This window comes from Nocardia asiatica NBRC 100129, from assembly GCF_000308415.1.
GTDB lineage: Bacteria > Actinomycetota > Actinomycetes > Mycobacteriales > Mycobacteriaceae > Nocardia > Nocardia asiatica.
The window spans coordinates 1-18,308 of sequence record NZ_BAFS01000244.1; the positions used below are offsets into that span (position 1 = coordinate 1).

An 18,308-nucleotide genomic window follows, 5' to 3' on the forward strand; every position below is an offset into this window, starting at 1 on the left:
GGATCCTGCCCGGCCCGGTCGGTGGCCCCGGCCAGCCGCATCATCACGGTGGTCGCGGCGTCGGATTCGATCACCAGATCGGCCAGCACGTTGCGCATGGCGGGCTGGTCGATCAGCTTCTTGCCGAACGCCTCCCGGTGCCTGGCGTGGTGCACCGCGTACACCGCGCCGGCCCGCATGCCGGTGGCCGAGCCGATCACGCAGTCCAGCCGGGTCATGTTCACCATCTCGATGATGGTCTTGACGCCCGCGCCCTCCGCGCCGACCAGCCAGCCGACGGCGTTCTCGTACTCGATCTCCGAGGACGCGTTGGACTTGTTGCCCAGCTTGTCCTTGAGCCGCTGGATGCGGATCGGGTTGCGGGCGCCGTCCGGCAGCACCCGGGGCAGCAGGAAGCATGACAGGCCGCCGGGCGCCTGGGCGAGAGTGAGGAACATGTCCGACATCGGCGCGGAGGTGAACCACTTGTGCCCGACGATCCGGTACGAGCCGTCCGGCCGCGGCGTCGCGGTGGTGGTGTTCGCGCGGACGTCGGAGCCGCCCTGCTTCTCGGTCATCGACATGCCCGCGACGAGTCCGGCCTTGGTGGACGGTTCCCGCAGCCCGAAGTCGTAGACGCGGGAGCCGAGCAAGGGCTCGAACCGCGCCGACAGTTCCGGATTGTGCCGCAGCGCGGGGACCACCGCGTAGGTCATCGAGATCGGGCACATATGGCCCGCGTCCGCGATGCCCCAGGTGTAGAACTTCGCCGCGCGCGCCACGTGCGCGCCGGGCCGATCGTCCAGCCAGGGGGCGCCGTGCAGGCCGTGCTCGACGGCCACGCGCATCAGGTCGTGCCAGTGCGGGTGGAACTCGACCTCGTCGACGCGGTTGCCGTAGCGATCGTGGGTGCGCAGGACCGGCGGGTACTCGTTGGCCAGCCTGCCCCACTCCTGCGCCGGCGCGCCGCCGGCGAGCGCTCCCAGCTCCCGCACCTCGGGTTCGGCCCAGCCCGCGCCTTCCCGGTGCAAGCCTTCCAGCAGCGCCGGATTGCGCGCGGCGTCGAAGGGGACGATGTCGGGTACCTGGTTGAAGACTTCATGCGTCTGCATCTGACACTCCTGATTCCAGCCGAGCGCGGCCCGCGCCCGGGTCCTCGCGCACACCCAGCGCGCGGATCGCGAAAGCGATGAGTTCTGGGACGACGGACTCCCCGTGCGGCGCGTCGGCGAGCGGGCCGACGAGCACCTCGCCGATCGCGCCGACCAGCGCGGCCGCGCTGATCCGCGGGTCCTGCGGGGGCAGTTCGCCCCGCGCGACGCCCTCGGCCACCGCTGATTCGAAGGTCTCGGCGAACGCGCGCCGGAAACGCAGGCGTTCGCTGTCCACGGCGGCGTCCACTGGCTCGGCCAGCAGCACGTAGGCCAGGTTCGGGTTCTTCAGCGCGCGCCCGGCGAAGGTCTCGACCGCCGCGGTGACCCGTTCCATCGCCGTTCCGTGCGCACCCGCCGCGGCCACCGCGGCGACCTCGCGGGCGACGACCTTCCGGAACACCGCGCGCACCAGAGCGGCTTTGCCGTCGAAGTTCTTGTAGACGGTGCCGGTGGCGACGCCCGCCTCGGCCGCGACCGCCGCCATGGACAGCGCCGCGTAGCCGCCATCGGACAGCACCTTGGTGGCGGCCTGCACGATCAGGCCCGCCTGGGCGTCCAGACGGGCCTGCACAGCGGGGGTTCTGCGGTAGGCCACCCAAGAAGTGAAGCATGTATTCATTTCTTCGCACAAGGGTGCTTTTACGGCGTATGGTCGAGCGCGTGACCGTACTGATCGAACGCGACGGACCCGTGACCACCGTGATCCTGCACCGCCCCGAGGCGCGCAACGCGGTGGACGGACCGACCGCCGCCGCGCTGGCCGACGCCTTCCGCGAGTTCGACGCCGACCCCGACGCCGCGGTCGCGGTGCTGTGGGGCGACGGCGGCACGTTCTGCGCGGGCGCCGACCTGAAGGCGCTCGGCACCGAGCGCTCCAACTCGGCCACCGAGGACGGCGACGGCCCGATGGGGCCGACCAGGATGCGGCTGTCCAAGCCGGTGATCGCCGCGGTCTCCGGTTACGCGGTGGCGGGCGGGCTGGAACTCGCGCTGTGGTGCGACCTGCGGGTCGCGGAGCAGGACAGCACCTTCGGCGTCTTCTGCCGCCGCTGGGGTGTTCCGCTGATCGATGGCGGCACCATTCGGCTACCGCGGATGGTGGGCGCGGGCCGCGCCATGGATCTGGTGCTCACCGGGCGCGCGGTCGGCGCGCCGGAGGCGCTGCAGATGGGTCTGGTCAACCGCGTGGTGCCCACCGGCGAAGCCCGCGGCGCCGCCGAGGCGCTGGCCGCCGAACTGGCCGCGCTGCCGCAGACCTGCCTGCGCTCGGACCGGATGTCGATGCTCGAGCAGGAGGGGTTGACCGAGGAGGCCGCGCTGCGCAACGAGTTCCGTCACGGCCTGACTGCGCTGGCCGGCGGCGCGCTGGACGGCGCCCAGCGCTTCGCGGCGGGCGCGGGGCGGCACGGCGCAAGCGCTTGATGGGCCGCCTGAGCGTCGTCGACGAGATCTTCCTGCGCACCCATCGCGGGCTGGGCACCCCGATCGCGCTACAGGGGCTGTGGCGAACGGCGGACCGGATCGACCCGGCGCTGCTGGCGCGGGTACACGAAGCCCTGCGCTCGGGCCCCCTGGGACGGCGGGTGATCCGTCCGCGGGTGCCGGGCGCTCGCCGAGCCTGGCGGCCGAACGCTCGCGCGTATCCGATCGACCGCGCCGAAGACGTACTCCCGGTCACCGAACTGCTCGACTGGGCGGACGCGCAGGGCGACGGGCTCGATCCGGAATACGGCCCCGGCTGGCGGCTTTCGACCGCGACGCTGGACGACGGCGGTTCCGTCGTCTCGCTCACCTGCTCGCACGCACTGGCCGACGGGCGCGCGCTGGTGCTCGCGGTGGACGACGCACTGGGCGGGACGCGTGTGTGCGCGCCGAATCGCGCTGCGGTGGAGTCCGATTGGCGCGATGCCCGGCGTCAGTGGTCGATCGTCCTGCGCGGCACCGCGGCTGCGCTGCGGCACGGGATACCGCGGCAGCCCGCCGTCCCGAGCCGGGACGAGCCGCCGCGCGTGGCCGCCCGGCCGACGCACAGCGCCGTCCTGCAATGCTCTGCCGCGGAGTGGGACCGCGTCGCCGCGCGAGACGGCGGCACGGCCAACAGCCTGTTCATCCACCTCGTCGCGACCATGCTGTGGCACAGCGGGTTTCCCGGCGAGACGATCGAGGCGAGCCTGCCCGTGGACACCCGCGACGAACCCCGCGTCGACAACGACCTCGCCATGACCCGCATCGCGATCACCCGCGCCGACACGCCGGCTACGATTCGCCCGCTGGCTCGCGCCGCCTACGAGCACCGCATGTCCGCGCCGAGCGGCATACCGGAAGAACTCCTGCAAGTGATCCCCGACAGTTGGGCCTATGCGCTGTCCAAGGGCGCGGGGGAACGAGACATCCTGTGCTCCAACATCGGAACACTTCCGGCGTCGTTGCGCGCGCTCGGCCCGCACCGGTGCACCGGCGTCGCCGCCCGGGCCATCCACCCCGGCCTCGGCACGGCGCGCCTGCCCCGCACCCGCCTCTCGGGTTATCTGTGCCGCATCGGCGACGACTACGTGCTGAGCCTGGTCAGCCTCGACCCGGAGCGAATTCCGAGCACCGGCGCGTTGCGCGAACTCGCGGTGCGCACGGTGCGCTCCGCGGGATTGCGCGCCGCCGCGTGGTGAATTCGGGGAACAGGCGCAGTCGACCGACGCGCAAAACTATGGCGGATTTCTAGCAAATTGTCGATGATCTGGTAAGAACAGCAATGGTTCACTCGCCGATCCCGATGCCGCGCGCGATGCCGACGAAGACCGCCCGCCGGTCGCGCCGGCCGACTCGCCGTGTCGGCACCATTACCGCCGCGCGCCGCACCGCCGGTTAAAGTCTCCTTGCCGCGCATGCCGAGTGGAGTCCGCGACGACCCATTTGCCGCGCGAGTCCGTTTGCGTACGAAGTTCCGATTCGATCGATACTCGACTGGAGCATGATGAACCGCAAGCATTCGCGTACTCTTGCCGCGATCGTCGCGGTAATCGTGGCCGCTGCCGCCTCATTCGCGGTTTCCGACACCGTGGCGGGCGCCGAGCCGGGAGAGGTCGGCACCCGCGGCGGCCTGCATCTGATCGCGTCGGTGGACTACAACAACGTCGTGCCCGGCGGCGACGTCGCGCTGGGCGTTCCGTTCGCGCACGCGGTCAAGGTGTCCGGCGACTTCTCGGTCGTTTCCGACGGGCCGTCGGCGCTGCGCGGCGGGCAGATCGTCGCCGGATATCTCATCGGCTGCGCGGTCGACATCTCCGACGGCATCTCGGTCTCCATCGCCGCGGCCGTCGGCAGCGGCGTCGAATTCTCCCCTGGGATCGTCATCGAATTCGGCGGGATCGATTTCGGCGCATTGAACGAGTACGGCATGCTCGAAGAGTTGCCGGTCATCGTCGCGCCCACCGTCGCCATCGGGGCGGACACCACCTTCGGCGTCAACGGCGAACTCGGCGGTGAGATCACCGTGAATCTGGCGCCGGGCAGCGTGACCGCGGCAGTGATCGCCGAGGCGGACCTGGACGACGAGTCGACGTTCCCCTTCACTTTCGCGCACAGCAATACCCCGCTGAATGTGAACGGATGCCTCTCCCCTGCCTCCGCGATGCCGTTCATCACCGTCCGCGCCGAAGCTCGCAACGGCATGGCGCAAACGACGGGCTACGGACCTCACTTCGTGTTCTGAGACCGGCCCTGCTTGCGGTAGCACGATCCGATCGGAGCTTCCCGGCCGCGGTGCGCACCTGCCCGAGCGCCGATTCACACCTCGTACCGGCGCTCGGCCGCAACCGGTCCCGGCGGAGTACGCCGACCGGCCGCGTGGCGATCAGGAGCCGGCGCGGTGGAGGACGTCGGTGGGGACGGGGATGCCGGGAGCGAGGTCCGGGGAGTCGATCGGTGCGTCCCACACCTGGCGGAGGGGCAGGACGCCCGCCCAGACGCCGCCCGTCTCGATATCGGCCTCGTCGTCCTTGGGGCCGCCTTCGCGGATCTTCACCGACGCCTCGGTGAGGTCCAGGGCGAGCACTGTGGTCGCGGCCAGTTCTTTCTTGTTCGGGGGGCGCACGCGCGACCAAGAACCGGGCGCGGCGTGTTCGACGATCACCCGCAGCCCGTGCAGACGTTCGTCGTGGCCGGTCACCTGGCGAGCGCGGCCCAGCACGACCGCCGAGCGGTAGTTCATGGAGAAGTGCATGGCCGAACGCGCGTAGACGACGCCGTCCACCAGGGTCACCCCCACCGAGATGTCCGCGGCCAGTGCCGCGCGCAGGTTCCCCGCGCCGGTGGAACCGTGCAGGTAGAGCGTGTCGCCGTCGCGACCGTAGGCGGTGGGCAGCACCACCGGCGTGCCGCCGAGCAGCACACCGAGGTGACAGATCAGCCCGGCGTCGAGTACCGAATCCAGGTCGGCGCGATCGGTCCTGGCGCGGTCGGTCGACCTGGTGGGTGTGCTGCGCGGCGTCGGCGAGAGGGGAGTCCGTGGGCTGACTGTCTCGGTCATGTACCCAGCATCGGGGCACGAATGGCACTATCAAAGTGCCAATTCCCACGTATTTCAGCGGTCCACTTCGAGGAGGAAGCGTGCTCGAGGACCTTGCGCTCGACCTGGATCGCGAGCTGGCGCAACCGCTGTCGGTGCAAATCGCCGACCAGGTGCGCCGCGCCGCGACCAGCGGACCGCTGCGCGGCGGCGACCGTCTGCCGTCCACCCGCGCGCTGGCCGAGCGGCTCGGCGTGAGCCGCACCGTGGTCGCCGCCGCCTACGACCAATTGCACGCGGAGGGCTGGCTCAGCGGCAGACGCGGCTCCGGCACCTATCTGACGACCGCACCGGCCACCGCGCCCTCGAACACCGGCTCCGGGCACGGCACCGACCCCGGGCCGCGACTGTTCGACCTGGCCCCGGGCGCTCCCTGCATCGACGCCATCGACCCGGCCGCATGGCGCCGCGCCTGGCGCGCCGCCGCGGATCACGCCCCGATCGTGCGCAAGAACCGCGCGGGCGAACCGGAATTCCGCGCGGCGGTCACCGAGCATCTATTGCGCCACCGCGGGATCGGCGCAGGCAGCGACACCGTGCTGCTGGCCACCGCCGGAACCAGTTCCGCCGTCGGAGAATTGGCCGCGGCGCTGCTGCGACCGGGCGATGCCGTCGCCATGGAGGACCCGGGCTATCAACGCGCCGCGGGGGCCTTCGCGGCGGCCGGCCTCGAGGTCGTGCCGATCCCCGTCGACGCGGACGGTCTGCGCGTGGATCTGCTGCCGCCTCGGATCAAGGCGGTGTATTGCACTCCGGCGCATCAGTTTCCGCTCGGCGCGCGCATGCCCGCCGCGCGGCGGGTCGAGCTGGTCGAGCACGCGCGCCGAACCGGCGTCTTCGTCATCGAGGACGACTACGACGGAGAACTGCGCTACGACACCGCGCCGCTGCCGCTGCTGGCCACCATGGCTCCCGATGTGGTCGTCCACTTGGGCACGACGAGCAAGATCCTCTCCCCGGCGCTCGGCGTCGGCTGGCTGCTGGCCGCTCCGGCCGTCGCCGAGGCGGTGCTGGCCCATCGGGAGCGCACCGGCACCGGACCGAGCCCGGCGGGCCAGCGGGTGCTGGTCGCCTTCGCCGCGCACGGCGACCTGGCCAGGCACCTGCGCAGGCTGCGGCGCGCGCTGCCGCCGCGCCGGACGCTGGTGGTGACCGAATTGCGCCGCCGCGGACTCGGCGTGCTCGGCGACGACGCGGGTTCGCACGTCGTGGTGCCGGTGGAGTCGGCCGAGGCCGAACGGCGCGTGGTCGCCGCCGGGCAGGCGCGCGGCGTCGCGCTCGAAGGTCTGGCGCGGCACCACCTCGGAGCGCGCCGCGCGCACTTCGGCGTCGCGCTCGGCTACACGGCGCTGCCCTGGCCGGAGCTGACCACGGCCGTTGCATTGGCCGCCGAGTGCTTCGCCCGGCCGTAGCATGGTCCGCATGAGCGAACAGGACATCTTGGCGCGCATCAAGGAACTGGTCGACCAGGAGCACCAGCTCCGCTCGCAGGCCACCCGCGGCGAATTGGACCCGAAGACCGAACGCCAGCGCCTGGCCGAACTCGAAGTGATGCTGGACCAGGCCTGGGACCTGCTGCGCCATCGCCGGGCGCGGATCGATTCGGGTGAATCCCCCGACGGGGTGCAGGCCAATTCGGTCTCGCAGGTCGAAGGCTACCTGCAGTAGGCGCGGCGATGTCGAGCACAACCGACTACGACGTCATCGTGATCGGCGGCGGACCCGCGGGCGAGAACGCCGCCTCCTACGCCATCGCGGGGAGCGACCGCACGGCCGCCATCGTGGAACGTGAACTCGTCGGCGGCGAGTGCTCCTATTGGGCCTGCGTACCGAGCAAAGCGCTGTTGCGTCCGGGTCACGTCCTGGCGTCCGCGCGGGCGATGCCGGGCGTTTCGGTCACCGGCCTCGACGTCTCGGCGGTGCTGCGTCGGCGCGACGCCTTCGTGCACGACCACGACGATTCCGCACAGGTCGACTGGGCCCGCAGCAACGGCATCGACGTCGTGCGCGGCACCGGCCGCCTGACCGGCGTGCGCTCGGTGGAGGTCGACGGGCGGCGGCTGCGCGCCCGCCACGCCGTCGTGCTGGCCACCGGCACCACCGCGAACGTCCCCGACATGCCCGGCATGCGTGCCGCGCTGCCGTGGACCTCGCGCGACGTCACCAATCTGCACGAAGTGCCGTGCCGGGTGGCCGTGGTCGGCGGCGGCGTGGTGGCCACCGAGGCGGCGACCTGGCTGGCCGCGCTCGGGGCCGAGGTCACCCTGCTGGTGCGCGGCTCGGCGCTGCTGGCCTCGACCGAACCGTTCGCGCGCGAACGGGTGGCCGCGGCGCTGACCGACGCGGGCGTGCGGGTGCGCTTCGGCACCGCGCCTACCGGCGTCGAGCGCCCGGCCGCGAAGGACACCGGTGAGGGCTGGATCCACGGCGGTCCGGCGACGATCCGGCTGCGCGGCCCCGAAGGCGAGTCGGCTCTCGAAGTGGACGAGATCGTGGTGGCGGCCGGGCGGGCACCCGCCACCCAGGGCCTCGGGCTGGACGCGGTCGGGTTGCCCGACGGCTACGTGGCGGTGGACGACCAGCTCACCGCGCGCGACGTCGAGGGCGAGTGGCTGTATGTGGTCGGCGATCTCAACCACCGCGCCGCACTCACGCACATGGGCAAGTACCAGGGCCGGGTGTGCGGCGACGTGATCGCGGCGCGCGCCGAGGGCAGGCCGCTGGAGGACCCGCGTCACGTCGCGAGTTCCGACCACGGCAAAGTGCCGCAGGTGGTGTTCACCGCGCCCGAGGTGGCCTCCGTCGGCCTGACCGAAGCCGCCGCCAGGGACGCGGGCCATGCGGTGGAGACCGTCGAACTCGACATCGCCGTGGCCGGATCGGCGCTGTCGCGCGACGACTACGCGGGCCGCGCGAAGCTGGTGATCGACAGCGCGACCGACACGCTGCTGGGTGCCACTTTCGTCGGCCCCGAGGTGGGCGAGCAACTGCACGCGGCGACGATCGCGGTGGTCGGCGGGGTCCCCCTGTCCGCACTGTGGCACGCGGTGCCAGCCTTTCCTGCGGTCAGCGAGTTCTGGCTGCGCCTGTTGGAGGCCCGCCGCTCGTAGCTACCATTTCTGAATGGTGGCAACAACAGATATCGCGACCGCCGACGGAATCGTCCGCGGCCGCCGGGGCCGCCGCGTACTGCGCTGGCGGTCTATTCCCTACGCGGCTCCCCCGATCGGGGACCTGCGATTTCGCGCTCCACAGCCGGTCGAACCGTGGTCGGGCGTTCGGGCGGCGACGGAATTCACCTCCGCGGCGATGCAGCACCGCTCCGGGGCTCGGATCGGGCCGCGCGCCTACCAGCCGACCAGCGAGGACGCGCTGACACTGAATGTCACCGCTCCCGCCACGCCCGCGTCGAAGCCGCGACCGGTGCTGGTCTTCATCCACGGCGGCGGCTACCTGATCGGGACCTCCGCGCTCGGTCTGTATTCCGGCGCGCGGCTGGCCGTGCGCGGCGACGTGGTGGTGGTCTCGCTGAACTACCGGTTGGGCGCGTTCGGCTATGTCGACTTCAGCGAATTCGGCACCGCGCAGCACCCGTTCGACGCGAACCTCGGATTGCGCGATCAGCTCGCCGCCCTGGAGTGGGTGCAGACCAATATCGCGGCCTTTGGTGGCGACCCGGGCAACGTGACCATCTTCGGCGAGTCCGCGGGCGCGCACGCCGTGCTCGGACTCCTCGCCACCCCGAGAGCCGCGGGCCTGTTCCATCGGGCGATCTCGCAGAGCCCGCCCGCCGACTGGGCGTTGACCGCGGAGGAAGCCCGCGGTTTCGCACGCCGCTGCGTCGACGCTCTGGGCGCCACGCCGGACACGGCGCACACCGTGCTGCGCACCGCGGCCCCCAACGACATCCGCCGAGCCGTCGACCGCACCATCGCCCAAGTGCTGCGGAAACAGCCGGGCGTCTTCCCCGTCTGTCCGGTCGTGGACGGCGAGTTCCTGCCCCGCTCCCCGGTCGACGCGATCAGCGACGGCTCCGCCCACCGGGTGCCGCTGATCATCGGCACGAACCGGGACGAAGGCACACTGTTCGCCAGATTCGCCGACGAACTGCCCACCACGCCGCAGCGGTTGCGCTCCGCGCTCGGCGATTCCGCCGATGCCGAATCCCGGATCGCCGCGGCCTATCCCGGCTATCCCCAGCCGAGGGCCGCGGTGCGGGCGGGGGGCGACTACACCTTCTGGCGTCCCTCGCTGACCGTCATGGAAGGCCACAGCAAACACGCCCCGACCTACGCCTACCGCTACGACTTCGCGCCGCGCGCCCTGCACCTGTCCGGGCTCGGCGCCACGCACGCCACCGATCTCATCGCCGTCTTCGGCGTCGGCGACACGCCGATCGGCCGGGCGTTCACCGCCGCGGGCGGCCGGCGCGGACTGCGGGCGGTCACCGGCCAGTTCCAGGACAACTGGCTGGCCTTCGCCCGCACCGGAGCTCCGCTGCCGTCCTGGCCCGCCTACACGGAGGCCCGCCGGTCCACGCTGATCATCGACTACCCCACTCGGGTGGAACACGACCCCGACCGGGCGAAACGACGCGCCTGGCAGGGCGTACGGGTGCCCACGGTGACCTAGCGGCGGCTACTTCAGCAACCGCGACATCCGCCGGTCCGCGAGGATCTTGCCGCCGGTCTGACAGGTGGGGCAGTACTGGAACGACCGCTCGGCGTAGGCGACCTCGCGGACCGTGTCGCCGCAGACCGGGCAGGTCAGCCCGGTCCTGGCGTGCACCCGCATGCCGGAGCGCTTCTCGCCCTTGAGGCGGGCGGCGTCCTGTCCGACCGAACGGCCTACCGCGTCGGTGAGCACCCCGCGCATGGCGGTGTACAGCTCGGCCAGCTTGTCGGCGGGCAGCGTCTTGGTGTTCGCGAACGGCGAGATCCGCGCGGTGTGCAGGATCTCGTCGGAGTAGGCGTTGCCGACGCCTGCCAGCAGCGCCTGGTCCACCAGCGCGGTCTTGATCCGCTGCGAGGTGCTGTGCAGGATGTCGGCGAACTGCGCCTCGGTCAGCTCCAGCGCGTCCGGACCGAGCCGGGCGATGCCGGGCACCGCCTTCGGGTCCGCCACGACGTAGACCGCGAGCCGCTTCTTGGTGCCTGCCTCGGTCAGGTCGAACGCGGGCGTCGCCCCTTCGGGCGTGAAGAAATGCACGCGCAACGCCAGCGGGCTCTTGCCGCCCGGTTTGGGCGGCGTCGGGCTCGGTTCGTCGATCCAGCGCAGCCATCCGCCGCGCGACAGATGCGTGACCAGCCACAGCCCGTCGCATTCCATGCCGAGGAATTTCCCCCAGCGCCCGGCGCCGGTGACGTCCCGGCCGGACAGCGCGGTCACGGGAGGCTCGAAGGTCTTGACGGCGCTCAGGGCGGCCACGTCGACGCGGCCGACCACGGCGCCGACCGCATGCTCCCGCAGGAACTGCGCCAACGCCTCCACTTCCGGTAGCTCTGGCACGGGGACCAGACTACCCAGCCGCGCCGACAACCCGCCGGTTCTCGGGCGGGACGCAGCCGCTCACCCGGTGCGGCGCAGCAGGTAGATGTCCATGATCCAGCCCTTGCGCTCGCGCAGTTCGGCGCGGCGGCGCACGATCCGGTCCCGCACCGCGGGCAGCGGTCCCTCGATCAGCGTCTCGTCCGGCATACCGAGGTAGGCGCCCCACCAGATGTGCACGTCCTCGTCCGCGATCGTCGTGAACGAGCACTCGCCGTCCAGCATCACCAGCGCGTTCTCCGCGCCGAGCCCGTCCTCCCGCAGGCGGCGGCCGGTGGTGACGCACACCGGCTCGCCGATTCCGTGCAGCACGATCCGGTGCCGCGCGGCCAGCGCCTGGGCGCTGGTGATGCCGGGAACGACCTCGTAGTCGAAGTGCGCCACGCCGCGCGCGAGCACCCGTTCGACCATGCGCAGGGTGCTGTCGTACAGCGCGGGATCGCCCCACACCAGAATGCCGCCGACGCCGTCGGCCGCGGCGAAGGCGGCTTCGAGCAGCGCCGAACGGCGGTCGTGCCAGTCCTCGACCACGTCCACGTACTCGGCGGGCGTCCGGTCACGCGGCGGGTCGGCGATCGGCACGACCCGGTACGGCCGGTCCAGGTGCGCGTCGAGGATGGCGGTCCGCACGTCGACCAGCTCCCGCTTGGCCTCGCCCTTACCGATCACGAAGAACGTCTCGACCTGCCGCAGAGCTTTGATCGCCTGCACGGTGACCTGGTCGGGGTCACCGGCGCCGATGCCGATCACGTAGAGCTTGCGCATGGGCTCGAGCTTGCCAGGGCCGCGGCGGACCGCGACCGCCGGATCGGGCCTGTCGACGCGCTCGTCCGGCTCCCCGGGTTCGCCCGAGGACGACGACTAGAGTTGCGAGGCGTGGCTCATGACGCGTTCGCCCCGGCTTCGGCTCCCGACGCCCAGTACGAGGACCTGCTGCGATTGGTGCTGGCGTCCGGCACGAAGAAGGCCGACCGCACCGGCACCGGAACCCGCAGCATCTTCGGCCACCAGCTGCGCTACGACCTCGCGGCTGGGTTTCCGCTGATCACCACGAAGAAAGTTCATCTGAAGTCGATCGTCTACGAGTTGTTGTGGTTCCTGCGCGGCGACTCCAACGTCGGCTGGCTGCGCGACCACGGCGTCTCCATCTGGGACGAGTGGGCCGACGCGAACGGCGAACTCGGCCCCGTCTACGGGGTGCAGTGGCGGTCCTGGCCGACGCCGGACGGCACCCACATCGACCAGATCTCCCAGGTGTTGCAGACCTTGCGCACCGACCCGGACTCCCGGCGCATCATCGTCTCCGCGTGGAACGTCGCCGACCTGGACAAGATGGCGCTGGCGCCGTGCCACGCGTTCTTCCAGTTCTACGTGGCCGAGGGCCGACTGTCCTGCCAGCTCTACCAGCGCAGCGCCGACCTGTTCCTGGGCGTGCCGTTCAACATCGCCAGCTACGCGCTGCTGACCCACATGGTCGCCCAGCAGGCCGAACTGGCGCTCGGCGACTTCATCTGGACCGGGGGTGACTGTCACATCTACGACAACCATCTCGACCAGGTCGCCGAACAGTTGAACCGCGACCCTTACCCGTTCCCGGCGCTGCGGCTGCGGCCCGCGCCGACGCTGTTCGACTACCGGTACGAGGACGTGGAAGTAGTCGGCTACCGGCATCACCCGGCCATCAAAGCCCCGGTGGCGGTGTGAGCGAGAGCCGCACGATCGGCCTGATCTGGGCGCAGACCTTGGACGGGGTGATCGGCTTCCGCAACACCATCCCGTGGCGGTTGCCCGAGGACATGGCGCAGTTCAAGGACGTCACCTGGGGTCATTGCGTGGTGATGGGACGGCGGACCTGGGATTCGCTGCCGCCGCGTTTCCGGCCGCTGGCCGGGCGGCGCAATATCGTGGTCACCAGGCAGCCCGACTGGTCGGCGGAAGGCGCCGAGCGCGCGTCCTCGGTGCCCGAAGCGCTGGCCCGGTGTGCCCCGCACACCGTCTGGGTCGCCGGAGGCGGCGAGATCTACCGCGCCGCCTTGGAATTCGCGACCGACCTGCGCGTCACCGAGATCGACACCGAGGTCGAGGGCGACGCCTTCGCGCCGCCGATCGGACCGCAGTGGCGACCGGACGACCCGGAGCCCTGGCGGACCTCGTCCACCGGTCTGCGTTTCCGCATCCGGCACTACGTCCGCGAGCAAGTCGCCTGACGCGCGCGCCGGTCGACGCGCGCCGCTCGGCCCCCTGGGAACGCCGCCCCCAGCGGCGCGGCCGGTGAAACCCGGCCCGCACTGCGGTCGACTGGGGCATACTCCTCGATATGCGGGGGTCGGACGCGTGTCCGGCCGACGCCTCGAGCCGTTGCCAGCAGCCCGGCATCGGCTGTGGTGAATTGCGAAAGGCGGTCCATGGAAAAGAAATCACTGACTGCGGTAGCGCGTCAGCAGTTGAAGCTGGCAGCCGTCGCCACGAGCGGACGCAGTTCACAGACAATCTATGGCGGCCATGCGCACACGCTCCGGCAGACGGTGGTCGGCCTGACGGCCGGGCAGAGCTTGGCCGAGCACGACAACATGGGCGAGGCGACCTTGCTGGTGCTCAGCGGCACCCTGATCCTGATCAGCGGCGCCAACGAGTGGAAGGGCTCGGCCGGAGACCTGATCGTGGTGCCCAAGGCGCGCCACAGCGTCAAGGCGATCGACGACGTCGCGTTCCTGTTGACCGTCGCGATGTAGCCGCCGCCGCGCGGGTCCGCACCGCGCCCGGACCGGCCGGGCGTTAGGGTGTCGATCATGGGTGAGCCGCAGCCGATCCTCGAACCGCTCACACCGTCGGCGATCTTCTTGGTCGCCACGATCGATGAGGGTGGCGAGGCAGCGGTCCGCGACCTGCTCGCCGACATCACCGGCCTGCGCCGCTCGGTGGGCTTCCGCCTGCCGGGGGCGAACCTGACGTGCGTCACGTCGATCGGCTCCGACGCCTGGGACCGCCTGTTCGCCGGGCCCAAACCCGCTGAGCTGCATCCGTTCCCCGGTTACGTGGGGGCTCGCCACACCGCGCCCGCGACACCGGGCGACCTGCTGTTCCACCTCAAGTCCGAGGTGCAGGACGCCTGTTTCGAACTGGCCATGGCCATCGCCGACCGGCTGGCGGGCGCGGCGACGATCGTGGACGAGACCGTCGGCTTCCGCTATTTCGAGCAGCGCGATCTGCTCGGCTTCGTGGACGGCACGGAGAACCCGGAGGGGCGCGCGGCGGCCGCGGCCGCGCTGGTGGGCGCGGAGGACCCGCAGTTCACCGGCGGCAGCTACGTGATCGTGCAGAAGTACACCCATCCGCTGGCGGACTGGCGCGCGCTGTCGGTCGAGGAGCAGGAGCGGGTGATCGGCCGCACCAAGCTGGACGACTTCGAACTCCCCGACGAGATCAAGCCCGCCGACTCGCATGTCGAGGTAAACACGCTGATCGATCCGGACGGCACCGAACGTCAGATCCTGCGCGGCAACATGCCCTTCGGCAGCGTGCGCGAGGGGGTGTTCGGCACCTACTACATCGCCTACGCGGCCACCCCGAGCGTCACCGAACGCATGCTCACCCGCATGTTCCTGGGCACCGGCGAGGCCGCCTACGACCGCATCCTCGATTTCTCCGTCGCCCGGACCGGCACCTCGTTCTTCGCACCCACCGTCGATTTCCTCGACGATCTGCCGCCCGCGCCGTGGGAGACGGCGCAACCGGCGGTGTCCGTGGACACCGACGGCGGTCCCGCAGATCCGCCCGGCACCGCCGCGCCCGCGGGCGACGGCGCCCTCGCTATCGGCTCGTTGAAAAGGAGCACCCGGCCATGAACAACCTCCATCGCGAACTGGCGCCGATCACCGCCGAGGCGTGGGCGGCCATCGAGGAGGAGGCGACGCGCACGTTCAAGCGGCACATCGCCGGGCGACGCGTCGTGGACCTGTCCGGCCCGCACGGCGTGGACTACTCCGCGGTCGGCACCGGGCACACCACGGCCATCGACTCGCCCGACGCCGGGGTGTTCGCCCGCCAGCGGGTGGTCGCGCCGCTGGTCGAACTGCGCGTGCCGTTCACGCTCTCCCGCGAGGAACTCGACAACGTGGAGCGCGGCGCCCAGGACGCCGACCTGGACCCGGTGAAGGACGCCGCGAAGAAGATCGCGTTCGCCGAGGACCGCGCGATCTTCGAGGGCTACCCGGCCGCGCACATCACCGGTATCCGCGCCAGCGCCTCCAACGAGCCGATCACGCTGCCCAGCGACACCCGGCTCGTCCCCGAGGCGATCGCGCAAGCGTTGAGCGCGCTGCGGCTGGCCGGTGTCGACGGGCCGTACTCGGTGCTGCTCAGCGCCGAGCTGTACACGGCGGTGAGCGAGACCTCCGATCACGGCCACATGATCCGCACGCACATCGAGCGGCTGATCCCGGAAGGCGAGATCATCTGGGCGCCCGCCATCGACGGCGCGATCGTGCTCACCACTCGCGGCGGCGACTTCGATCTGCGCATCGGCCAGGATCTGTCCATCGGCTACCTGTCGCACGACAGCACGTCGGTCCAGCTGTACTTCCAGCAGAGCCTGACGTTCCTGGTGTACACCGCCGAAGCCGCGGTCCCGCTGACCGTCTGACGGCCAGATGTGGGAAACGGCCAGGTGTGCGCCGCTCGCGCGAGGCGGTAGCCTGAGCCGGAAATGCGCCCGAGGCAGGTAGGTGAGATGACAACGGTGCGGGCAGGTGTGGTCCCGACTCAGCGCGCCGCGCTCTACAGCGTGTCCGGCGTCCTGGCGACCGTCACGATCTGCGGCTCGTTCGTCGCCGCGTTCGGGGTGAACCGGGTGTTCACCGGACTGCTGGCCGGAGCCGTGGTCGGGATCGCGGTGCTGGCCGCGCTGTTCACCAGGGACGCCATCGTGCTCACCGACCACGCCATCTACCGGCGCAAGCCGTGGACGGTCTCCAGCATCTCGTGGGACCGGGTGGTGGCCGGGCGGTTCACCCTGGACGAGCGCGCCCGCTGGTCGCTGGCGCTGGATCTGGCCGGCGGCGACGAACCGCACGGCGAGCTGGTCCTGCTGTCCATCCCGCCGGTGGTCCGCCCGGTGGCGGGAGCGTACGACCTGCGCAAACGCGACCAAGTGACGGAGATCCGAGCGATTCTGCGCCACAAGCGGATTCCGGTGACCGTGCTCCCGCAGATCGCGGGGGCGCTGCAGGAACACTGGCAGATCGCGCCGCCGACGCACTGAGAGCGCGACGGCGGCATGCGCGGATGCCGGACGCCGTGCGCCGGTTTCGGTTACGTTGACAGACGTGTCCATGCCGAAGGGCGCCAACGTGCCGGTGCCGAGTTCCGCCGTCCGGATCGAAGTGGGCTGGCGGGCCGGGGCCGATGCGCCGGACGCCGACGCCTCCGCACTGCTCGTGGCGTCCGGGAAGGTGCGCTCGGACCGCGATTTCGTCTTCTACAACCAGCCCGCCCACCCTTCCGGAGCCGTCCGGCACGAGGGCAAGCGGCCGGGATCGGTCGTGCTGGACGTGCTGTCCGCGGACCTGGCGCGGGTCGAGTCGCAGATCGACGGCGTCGTGATCGCGGCGTCCACCGAGGGCGGCCCGGTCGGACTGCTGGACGGGCTGTTCGTGCGCGTCGTGGACGCGGGCACCGGAGCGGAGCTCGCCCGCTTCGACAGCATCGGCGCGACGAACGAGAGCGCGGTGGTGCTCGGCGAACTGTACCGGCGCGACGGCGGCTGGAAGTTCCGCGCGGTGGGTCAGGGATACACATCGGGCTTGGCGGCCCTGGCCACCGACTACGGCATCACTGTGGACGACGCGCCCGCCCCGCCCCACGAATACACGCCACCGCCACCGCCACCCGCGCCCGCGCACGAGTTCACCCCGCCGCCGCCACCGGCAGCGCCGGTACCGCCGGAGCCGGGTCGGTTGACGGCTTCTCCTTCCGCGACGTTCCCGACCGAAGCCGGTCCTTCCGGCGCGCCACCGGCCGCACCTGCGCGGCCCGACGCCGCAGCCTGGCAAAGCCCCGCGGTACCGCCAAGCGGCTACCCGGCTCCATTCGCTCAGCCCGTGTTTCCGCAGTACCCCGCATCGCCGGGCGGCTATACGCCACCGGGCTGGCACCCTTCGCCGGGCTATCCGGCGCAACCCCCGGGCCAGCACACCCCGCCGCGCGACCCGGCGCAACCCCCGGGCCAACACACCCCGCCGAGCGACCCGACGCAACCGCCGAGCCGATACACGCCACCGGGCCACCCGGTGCCACCGCCGGGTCAATACTCTTCGCCGGGTCTATACACGCCGCCACCCGGCTGGTCTGCCCCAGATGGTCAAAGCTCGCCACAGTCAGGCCATTACATACAGTCCGGCCGGGATTCGGCATCGGGTCAGCACCCGCCAGGTCGGTACACGCCTTCGGCGGCGGGACAGCCTTCCGGCCAACTCGCGCTGACGCAGGAGTTTCCCTCGGTCTCGCTCACCGCACTGGGCGCGACCTCTGGCATCATGCGGGTCAACCTGAAGTGGACCGGGGGCGCGAGCGAGGGGGCCACGCTGGATCTGGACCTGTGCTGCTTCTGGGAACTGGCCGACGGGCGCAAGGGCGATATCCGTCCGGTCGGCGACTTCGGATCGCTGGAGCGGCCTCCGTTCATCCGGCTGGACAGCGACGATCGTTCCGGTACCGCCGCCGCCGGGGAGAACCTGGAGATCGATCTCGGCCACGGCGGCGAGTTCCGCCGCATCCTGGTCTTCGCCACCCTCTACGACGGCGCGGCCGACTTCCGTGGCATCCGGGCGACCGCGACGCTGTACCCGGCAGGCGCACCCCTGGTCGAGCTGAGTGTGGACGGTTGCGCGGACGGCTCCCGGGACGTGGTGCTGGCGCTGATCGAGAACACCGGCGCGGAACTGGTGGTGCGCCGGGAGGCACGCTTCGTCCCGCCGCCGCCGAACCGTCCGCGCTGGGGCGTGACCGAGGTGGACAAGGCGTATCACTGGGGGCTGGACTGGGTGCGGGGCACCGGCAAGTCCTGAGGC

The 18,308-nt window shown here is 71.3% G+C and carries 19 protein-coding genes; 14 read left to right on the plus strand and 5 right to left on the minus strand.

What is annotated here, in order from left to right:
• A partial coding sequence (locus ON27_RS23945; protein ID WP_043732165.1) for an acyl-CoA dehydrogenase family protein occupies positions 1-1,091 on the minus strand: 1,091 nt, incomplete at its 3' end.
• Positions 1,078-1,728 (minus strand): TetR/AcrR family transcriptional regulator, encoded by a 651-nt coding sequence (locus ON27_RS23950; protein ID WP_043732169.1) that lies wholly within the window; start codon positions 1,726-1,728, stop codon positions 1,078-1,080. The genes ON27_RS23945 and ON27_RS23950, both read right to left, overlap by 14 nt.
• 53 nt (positions 1,729-1,781) lie before the next feature.
• Between ON27_RS23950 and ON27_RS23955 the strand changes: the two genes are divergently transcribed.
• The 3 genes from ON27_RS23955 (at position 1,782) to ON27_RS23965 (ending at position 4,839) form a co-directional block, all read left to right on the plus strand.
• Complete coding sequence (locus tag ON27_RS23955) at positions 1,782-2,555, plus strand: crotonase/enoyl-CoA hydratase family protein (RefSeq protein WP_043732171.1); 774 nt, start codon at positions 1,782-1,784, stop codon at positions 2,553-2,555.
• Entirely contained in the window at positions 2,555-3,796 is a 1,242-nt protein-coding gene (locus ON27_RS23960; RefSeq protein ID WP_043732174.1) for a hypothetical protein, read from the plus strand. The genes ON27_RS23955 and ON27_RS23960 overlap by 1 nt, the downstream gene beginning before the upstream one ends.
• 305 nt (positions 3,797-4,101) lie before the next feature.
• A complete protein-coding gene (locus ON27_RS23965) occupies positions 4,102-4,839 on the plus strand; it encodes an MspA family porin (RefSeq protein ID WP_157227299.1) in 738 nt (245 codons plus the stop codon).
• Positions 4,840-4,980: 141 nt separating this feature from the next.
• Here the strand turns inward: ON27_RS23965 and ON27_RS23970 are convergent, their stop codons facing one another.
• On the minus strand, positions 4,981-5,655 hold the full coding sequence (locus ON27_RS23970; protein WP_043732179.1) for a pyridoxamine 5'-phosphate oxidase family protein: 675 nt from the start codon (positions 5,653-5,655) through the stop codon (positions 4,981-4,983).
• 80 nt (positions 5,656-5,735) lie between these two features.
• On the opposite strand from ON27_RS23970, the gene pdxR reads away from it, so the two are divergent.
• From pdxR to ON27_RS23990, 4 genes are read left to right on the plus strand one after another with little or no spacing between them, the layout of a single operon-like run.
• Positions 5,736-7,106, plus strand: a complete 1,371-nt coding sequence (pdxR, locus tag ON27_RS23975) for a MocR-like pyridoxine biosynthesis transcription factor PdxR (RefSeq protein ID WP_043732181.1) — start codon at positions 5,736-5,738, stop codon at positions 7,104-7,106.
• A 10-nt stretch (positions 7,107-7,116) separates the two neighbouring features.
• A complete protein-coding gene (locus tag ON27_RS23980; protein ID WP_043732245.1) occupies positions 7,117-7,362 on the plus strand; it encodes a DUF2630 family protein in 246 nt (81 codons plus the stop codon).
• A gap of 8 nt (positions 7,363-7,370) precedes the next feature.
• The gene (locus tag ON27_RS23985; RefSeq protein ID WP_043732183.1) at positions 7,371-8,804 is read left to right on the plus strand and encodes a dihydrolipoyl dehydrogenase family protein; all 1,434 of its coding nucleotides are present in this window, start codon (positions 7,371-7,373) and stop codon (positions 8,802-8,804) included.
• Positions 8,805-8,817: 13 nt separating this feature from the next.
• Positions 8,818-10,326, plus strand: coding sequence for a carboxylesterase/lipase family protein (locus tag ON27_RS23990; RefSeq protein ID WP_043732185.1), 1,509 nt, complete (start codon positions 8,818-8,820; stop codon positions 10,324-10,326).
• Between the two features lie 6 nt (positions 10,327-10,332).
• On the opposite strand, the gene ON27_RS23995 is transcribed toward ON27_RS23990, so the two are convergent.
• Together ON27_RS23995 and cobF are read right to left on the minus strand one after the other, a co-directional pair.
• Positions 10,333-11,202, minus strand: a complete 870-nt coding sequence (locus tag ON27_RS23995) for an Fpg/Nei family DNA glycosylase (protein WP_043732188.1) — start codon at positions 11,200-11,202, stop codon at positions 10,333-10,335.
• A gap of 60 nt (positions 11,203-11,262) precedes the next feature.
• The gene (cobF, locus tag ON27_RS24000; RefSeq protein ID WP_043732191.1) at positions 11,263-12,006 is read right to left on the minus strand and encodes a precorrin-6A synthase (deacetylating); all 744 of its coding nucleotides are present in this window, start codon (positions 12,004-12,006) and stop codon (positions 11,263-11,265) included.
• A gap of 111 nt (positions 12,007-12,117) precedes the next feature.
• Here cobF and ON27_RS24005 point away from each other — a divergent pair, with 111 nt between their 5' ends.
• From ON27_RS24005 to ON27_RS45420, 7 genes are all read left to right on the plus strand, one after another.
• Positions 12,118-12,945: a thymidylate synthase gene (locus tag ON27_RS24005; protein ID WP_051046945.1), complete on the plus strand. Its 828-nt coding sequence runs from the start codon at positions 12,118-12,120 to the stop codon at positions 12,943-12,945.
• Positions 12,942-13,448, plus strand: coding sequence for a dihydrofolate reductase (locus ON27_RS24010; protein WP_043732193.1), 507 nt, complete (start codon positions 12,942-12,944; stop codon positions 13,446-13,448). The genes ON27_RS24005 and ON27_RS24010 overlap by 4 nt, the downstream gene beginning before the upstream one ends.
• A gap of 198 nt (positions 13,449-13,646) precedes the next feature.
• Entirely contained in the window at positions 13,647-13,973 is a 327-nt protein-coding gene (locus ON27_RS24015) for a cupin domain-containing protein (RefSeq protein WP_043732196.1), read from the plus strand.
• 57 nt (positions 13,974-14,030) lie between these two features.
• Entirely contained in the window at positions 14,031-15,086 is a 1,056-nt protein-coding gene (locus ON27_RS24020) for a Dyp-type peroxidase (protein ID WP_043732199.1), read from the plus strand.
• Positions 15,083-15,883, plus strand: coding sequence for a family 1 encapsulin nanocompartment shell protein (locus ON27_RS24025; RefSeq protein ID WP_043732203.1), 801 nt, complete (start codon positions 15,083-15,085; stop codon positions 15,881-15,883). Before ON27_RS24020 ends, ON27_RS24025 begins: the two co-directional genes overlap by 4 nt.
• A gap of 87 nt (positions 15,884-15,970) precedes the next feature.
• Positions 15,971-16,501 (plus strand): hypothetical protein, encoded by a 531-nt coding sequence (locus tag ON27_RS24030; RefSeq protein ID WP_043732207.1) that lies wholly within the window; start codon positions 15,971-15,973, stop codon positions 16,499-16,501.
• A gap of 70 nt (positions 16,502-16,571) precedes the next feature.
• The gene (locus ON27_RS45420) at positions 16,572-18,305 is read left to right on the plus strand and encodes a TerD family protein (protein WP_051046946.1); all 1,734 of its coding nucleotides are present in this window, start codon (positions 16,572-16,574) and stop codon (positions 18,303-18,305) included.
• Positions 18,306-18,308 lie beyond the last annotated feature (3 nt).

What these genes read in the sequence shown, in the direction of transcription:
- ON27_RS23955 (WP_043732171.1), top strand. Translation starts at nt 1,782, where the DNA reads ATGGTCGAGCGCGTGACCGTACTGATCGAACGCGACGGACCCGTGACC.
- ON27_RS23960 (WP_043732174.1), top strand. Translation starts at nt 2,555, where the DNA reads ATGGGCCGCCTGAGCGTCGTCGACGAGATCTTCCTGCGCACCCATCGC.
- ON27_RS23965 (WP_157227299.1), top strand. Translation starts at nt 4,102, where the DNA reads ATGAACCGCAAGCATTCGCGTACTCTTGCCGCGATCGTCGCGGTAATC.
- ON27_RS23970 (WP_043732179.1), bottom strand. Translation starts at nt 5,655, where the DNA reads ATGACCGAGACAGTCAGCCCACGGACTCCCCTCTCGCCGACGCCGCGC.
- ON27_RS23980 (WP_043732245.1), top strand. Translation starts at nt 7,117, where the DNA reads ATGAGCGAACAGGACATCTTGGCGCGCATCAAGGAACTGGTCGACCAG.
- ON27_RS23985 (WP_043732183.1), top strand. Translation starts at nt 7,371, where the DNA reads ATGTCGAGCACAACCGACTACGACGTCATCGTGATCGGCGGCGGACCC.
- ON27_RS23990 (WP_043732185.1), top strand. Translation starts at nt 8,818, where the DNA reads ATGGTGGCAACAACAGATATCGCGACCGCCGACGGAATCGTCCGCGGC.
- cobF (WP_043732191.1), bottom strand. Translation starts at nt 12,006, where the DNA reads ATGCGCAAGCTCTACGTGATCGGCATCGGCGCCGGTGACCCCGACCAG.
- ON27_RS24015 (WP_043732196.1), top strand. Translation starts at nt 13,647, where the DNA reads ATGGAAAAGAAATCACTGACTGCGGTAGCGCGTCAGCAGTTGAAGCTG.
- ON27_RS24020 (WP_043732199.1), top strand. Translation starts at nt 14,031, where the DNA reads ATGGGTGAGCCGCAGCCGATCCTCGAACCGCTCACACCGTCGGCGATC.
- ON27_RS24025 (WP_043732203.1), top strand. Translation starts at nt 15,083, where the DNA reads ATGAACAACCTCCATCGCGAACTGGCGCCGATCACCGCCGAGGCGTGG.
- ON27_RS24030 (WP_043732207.1), top strand. Translation starts at nt 15,971, where the DNA reads ATGACAACGGTGCGGGCAGGTGTGGTCCCGACTCAGCGCGCCGCGCTC.
- ON27_RS45420 (WP_051046946.1), top strand. Translation starts at nt 16,572, where the DNA reads ATGCCGAAGGGCGCCAACGTGCCGGTGCCGAGTTCCGCCGTCCGGATC.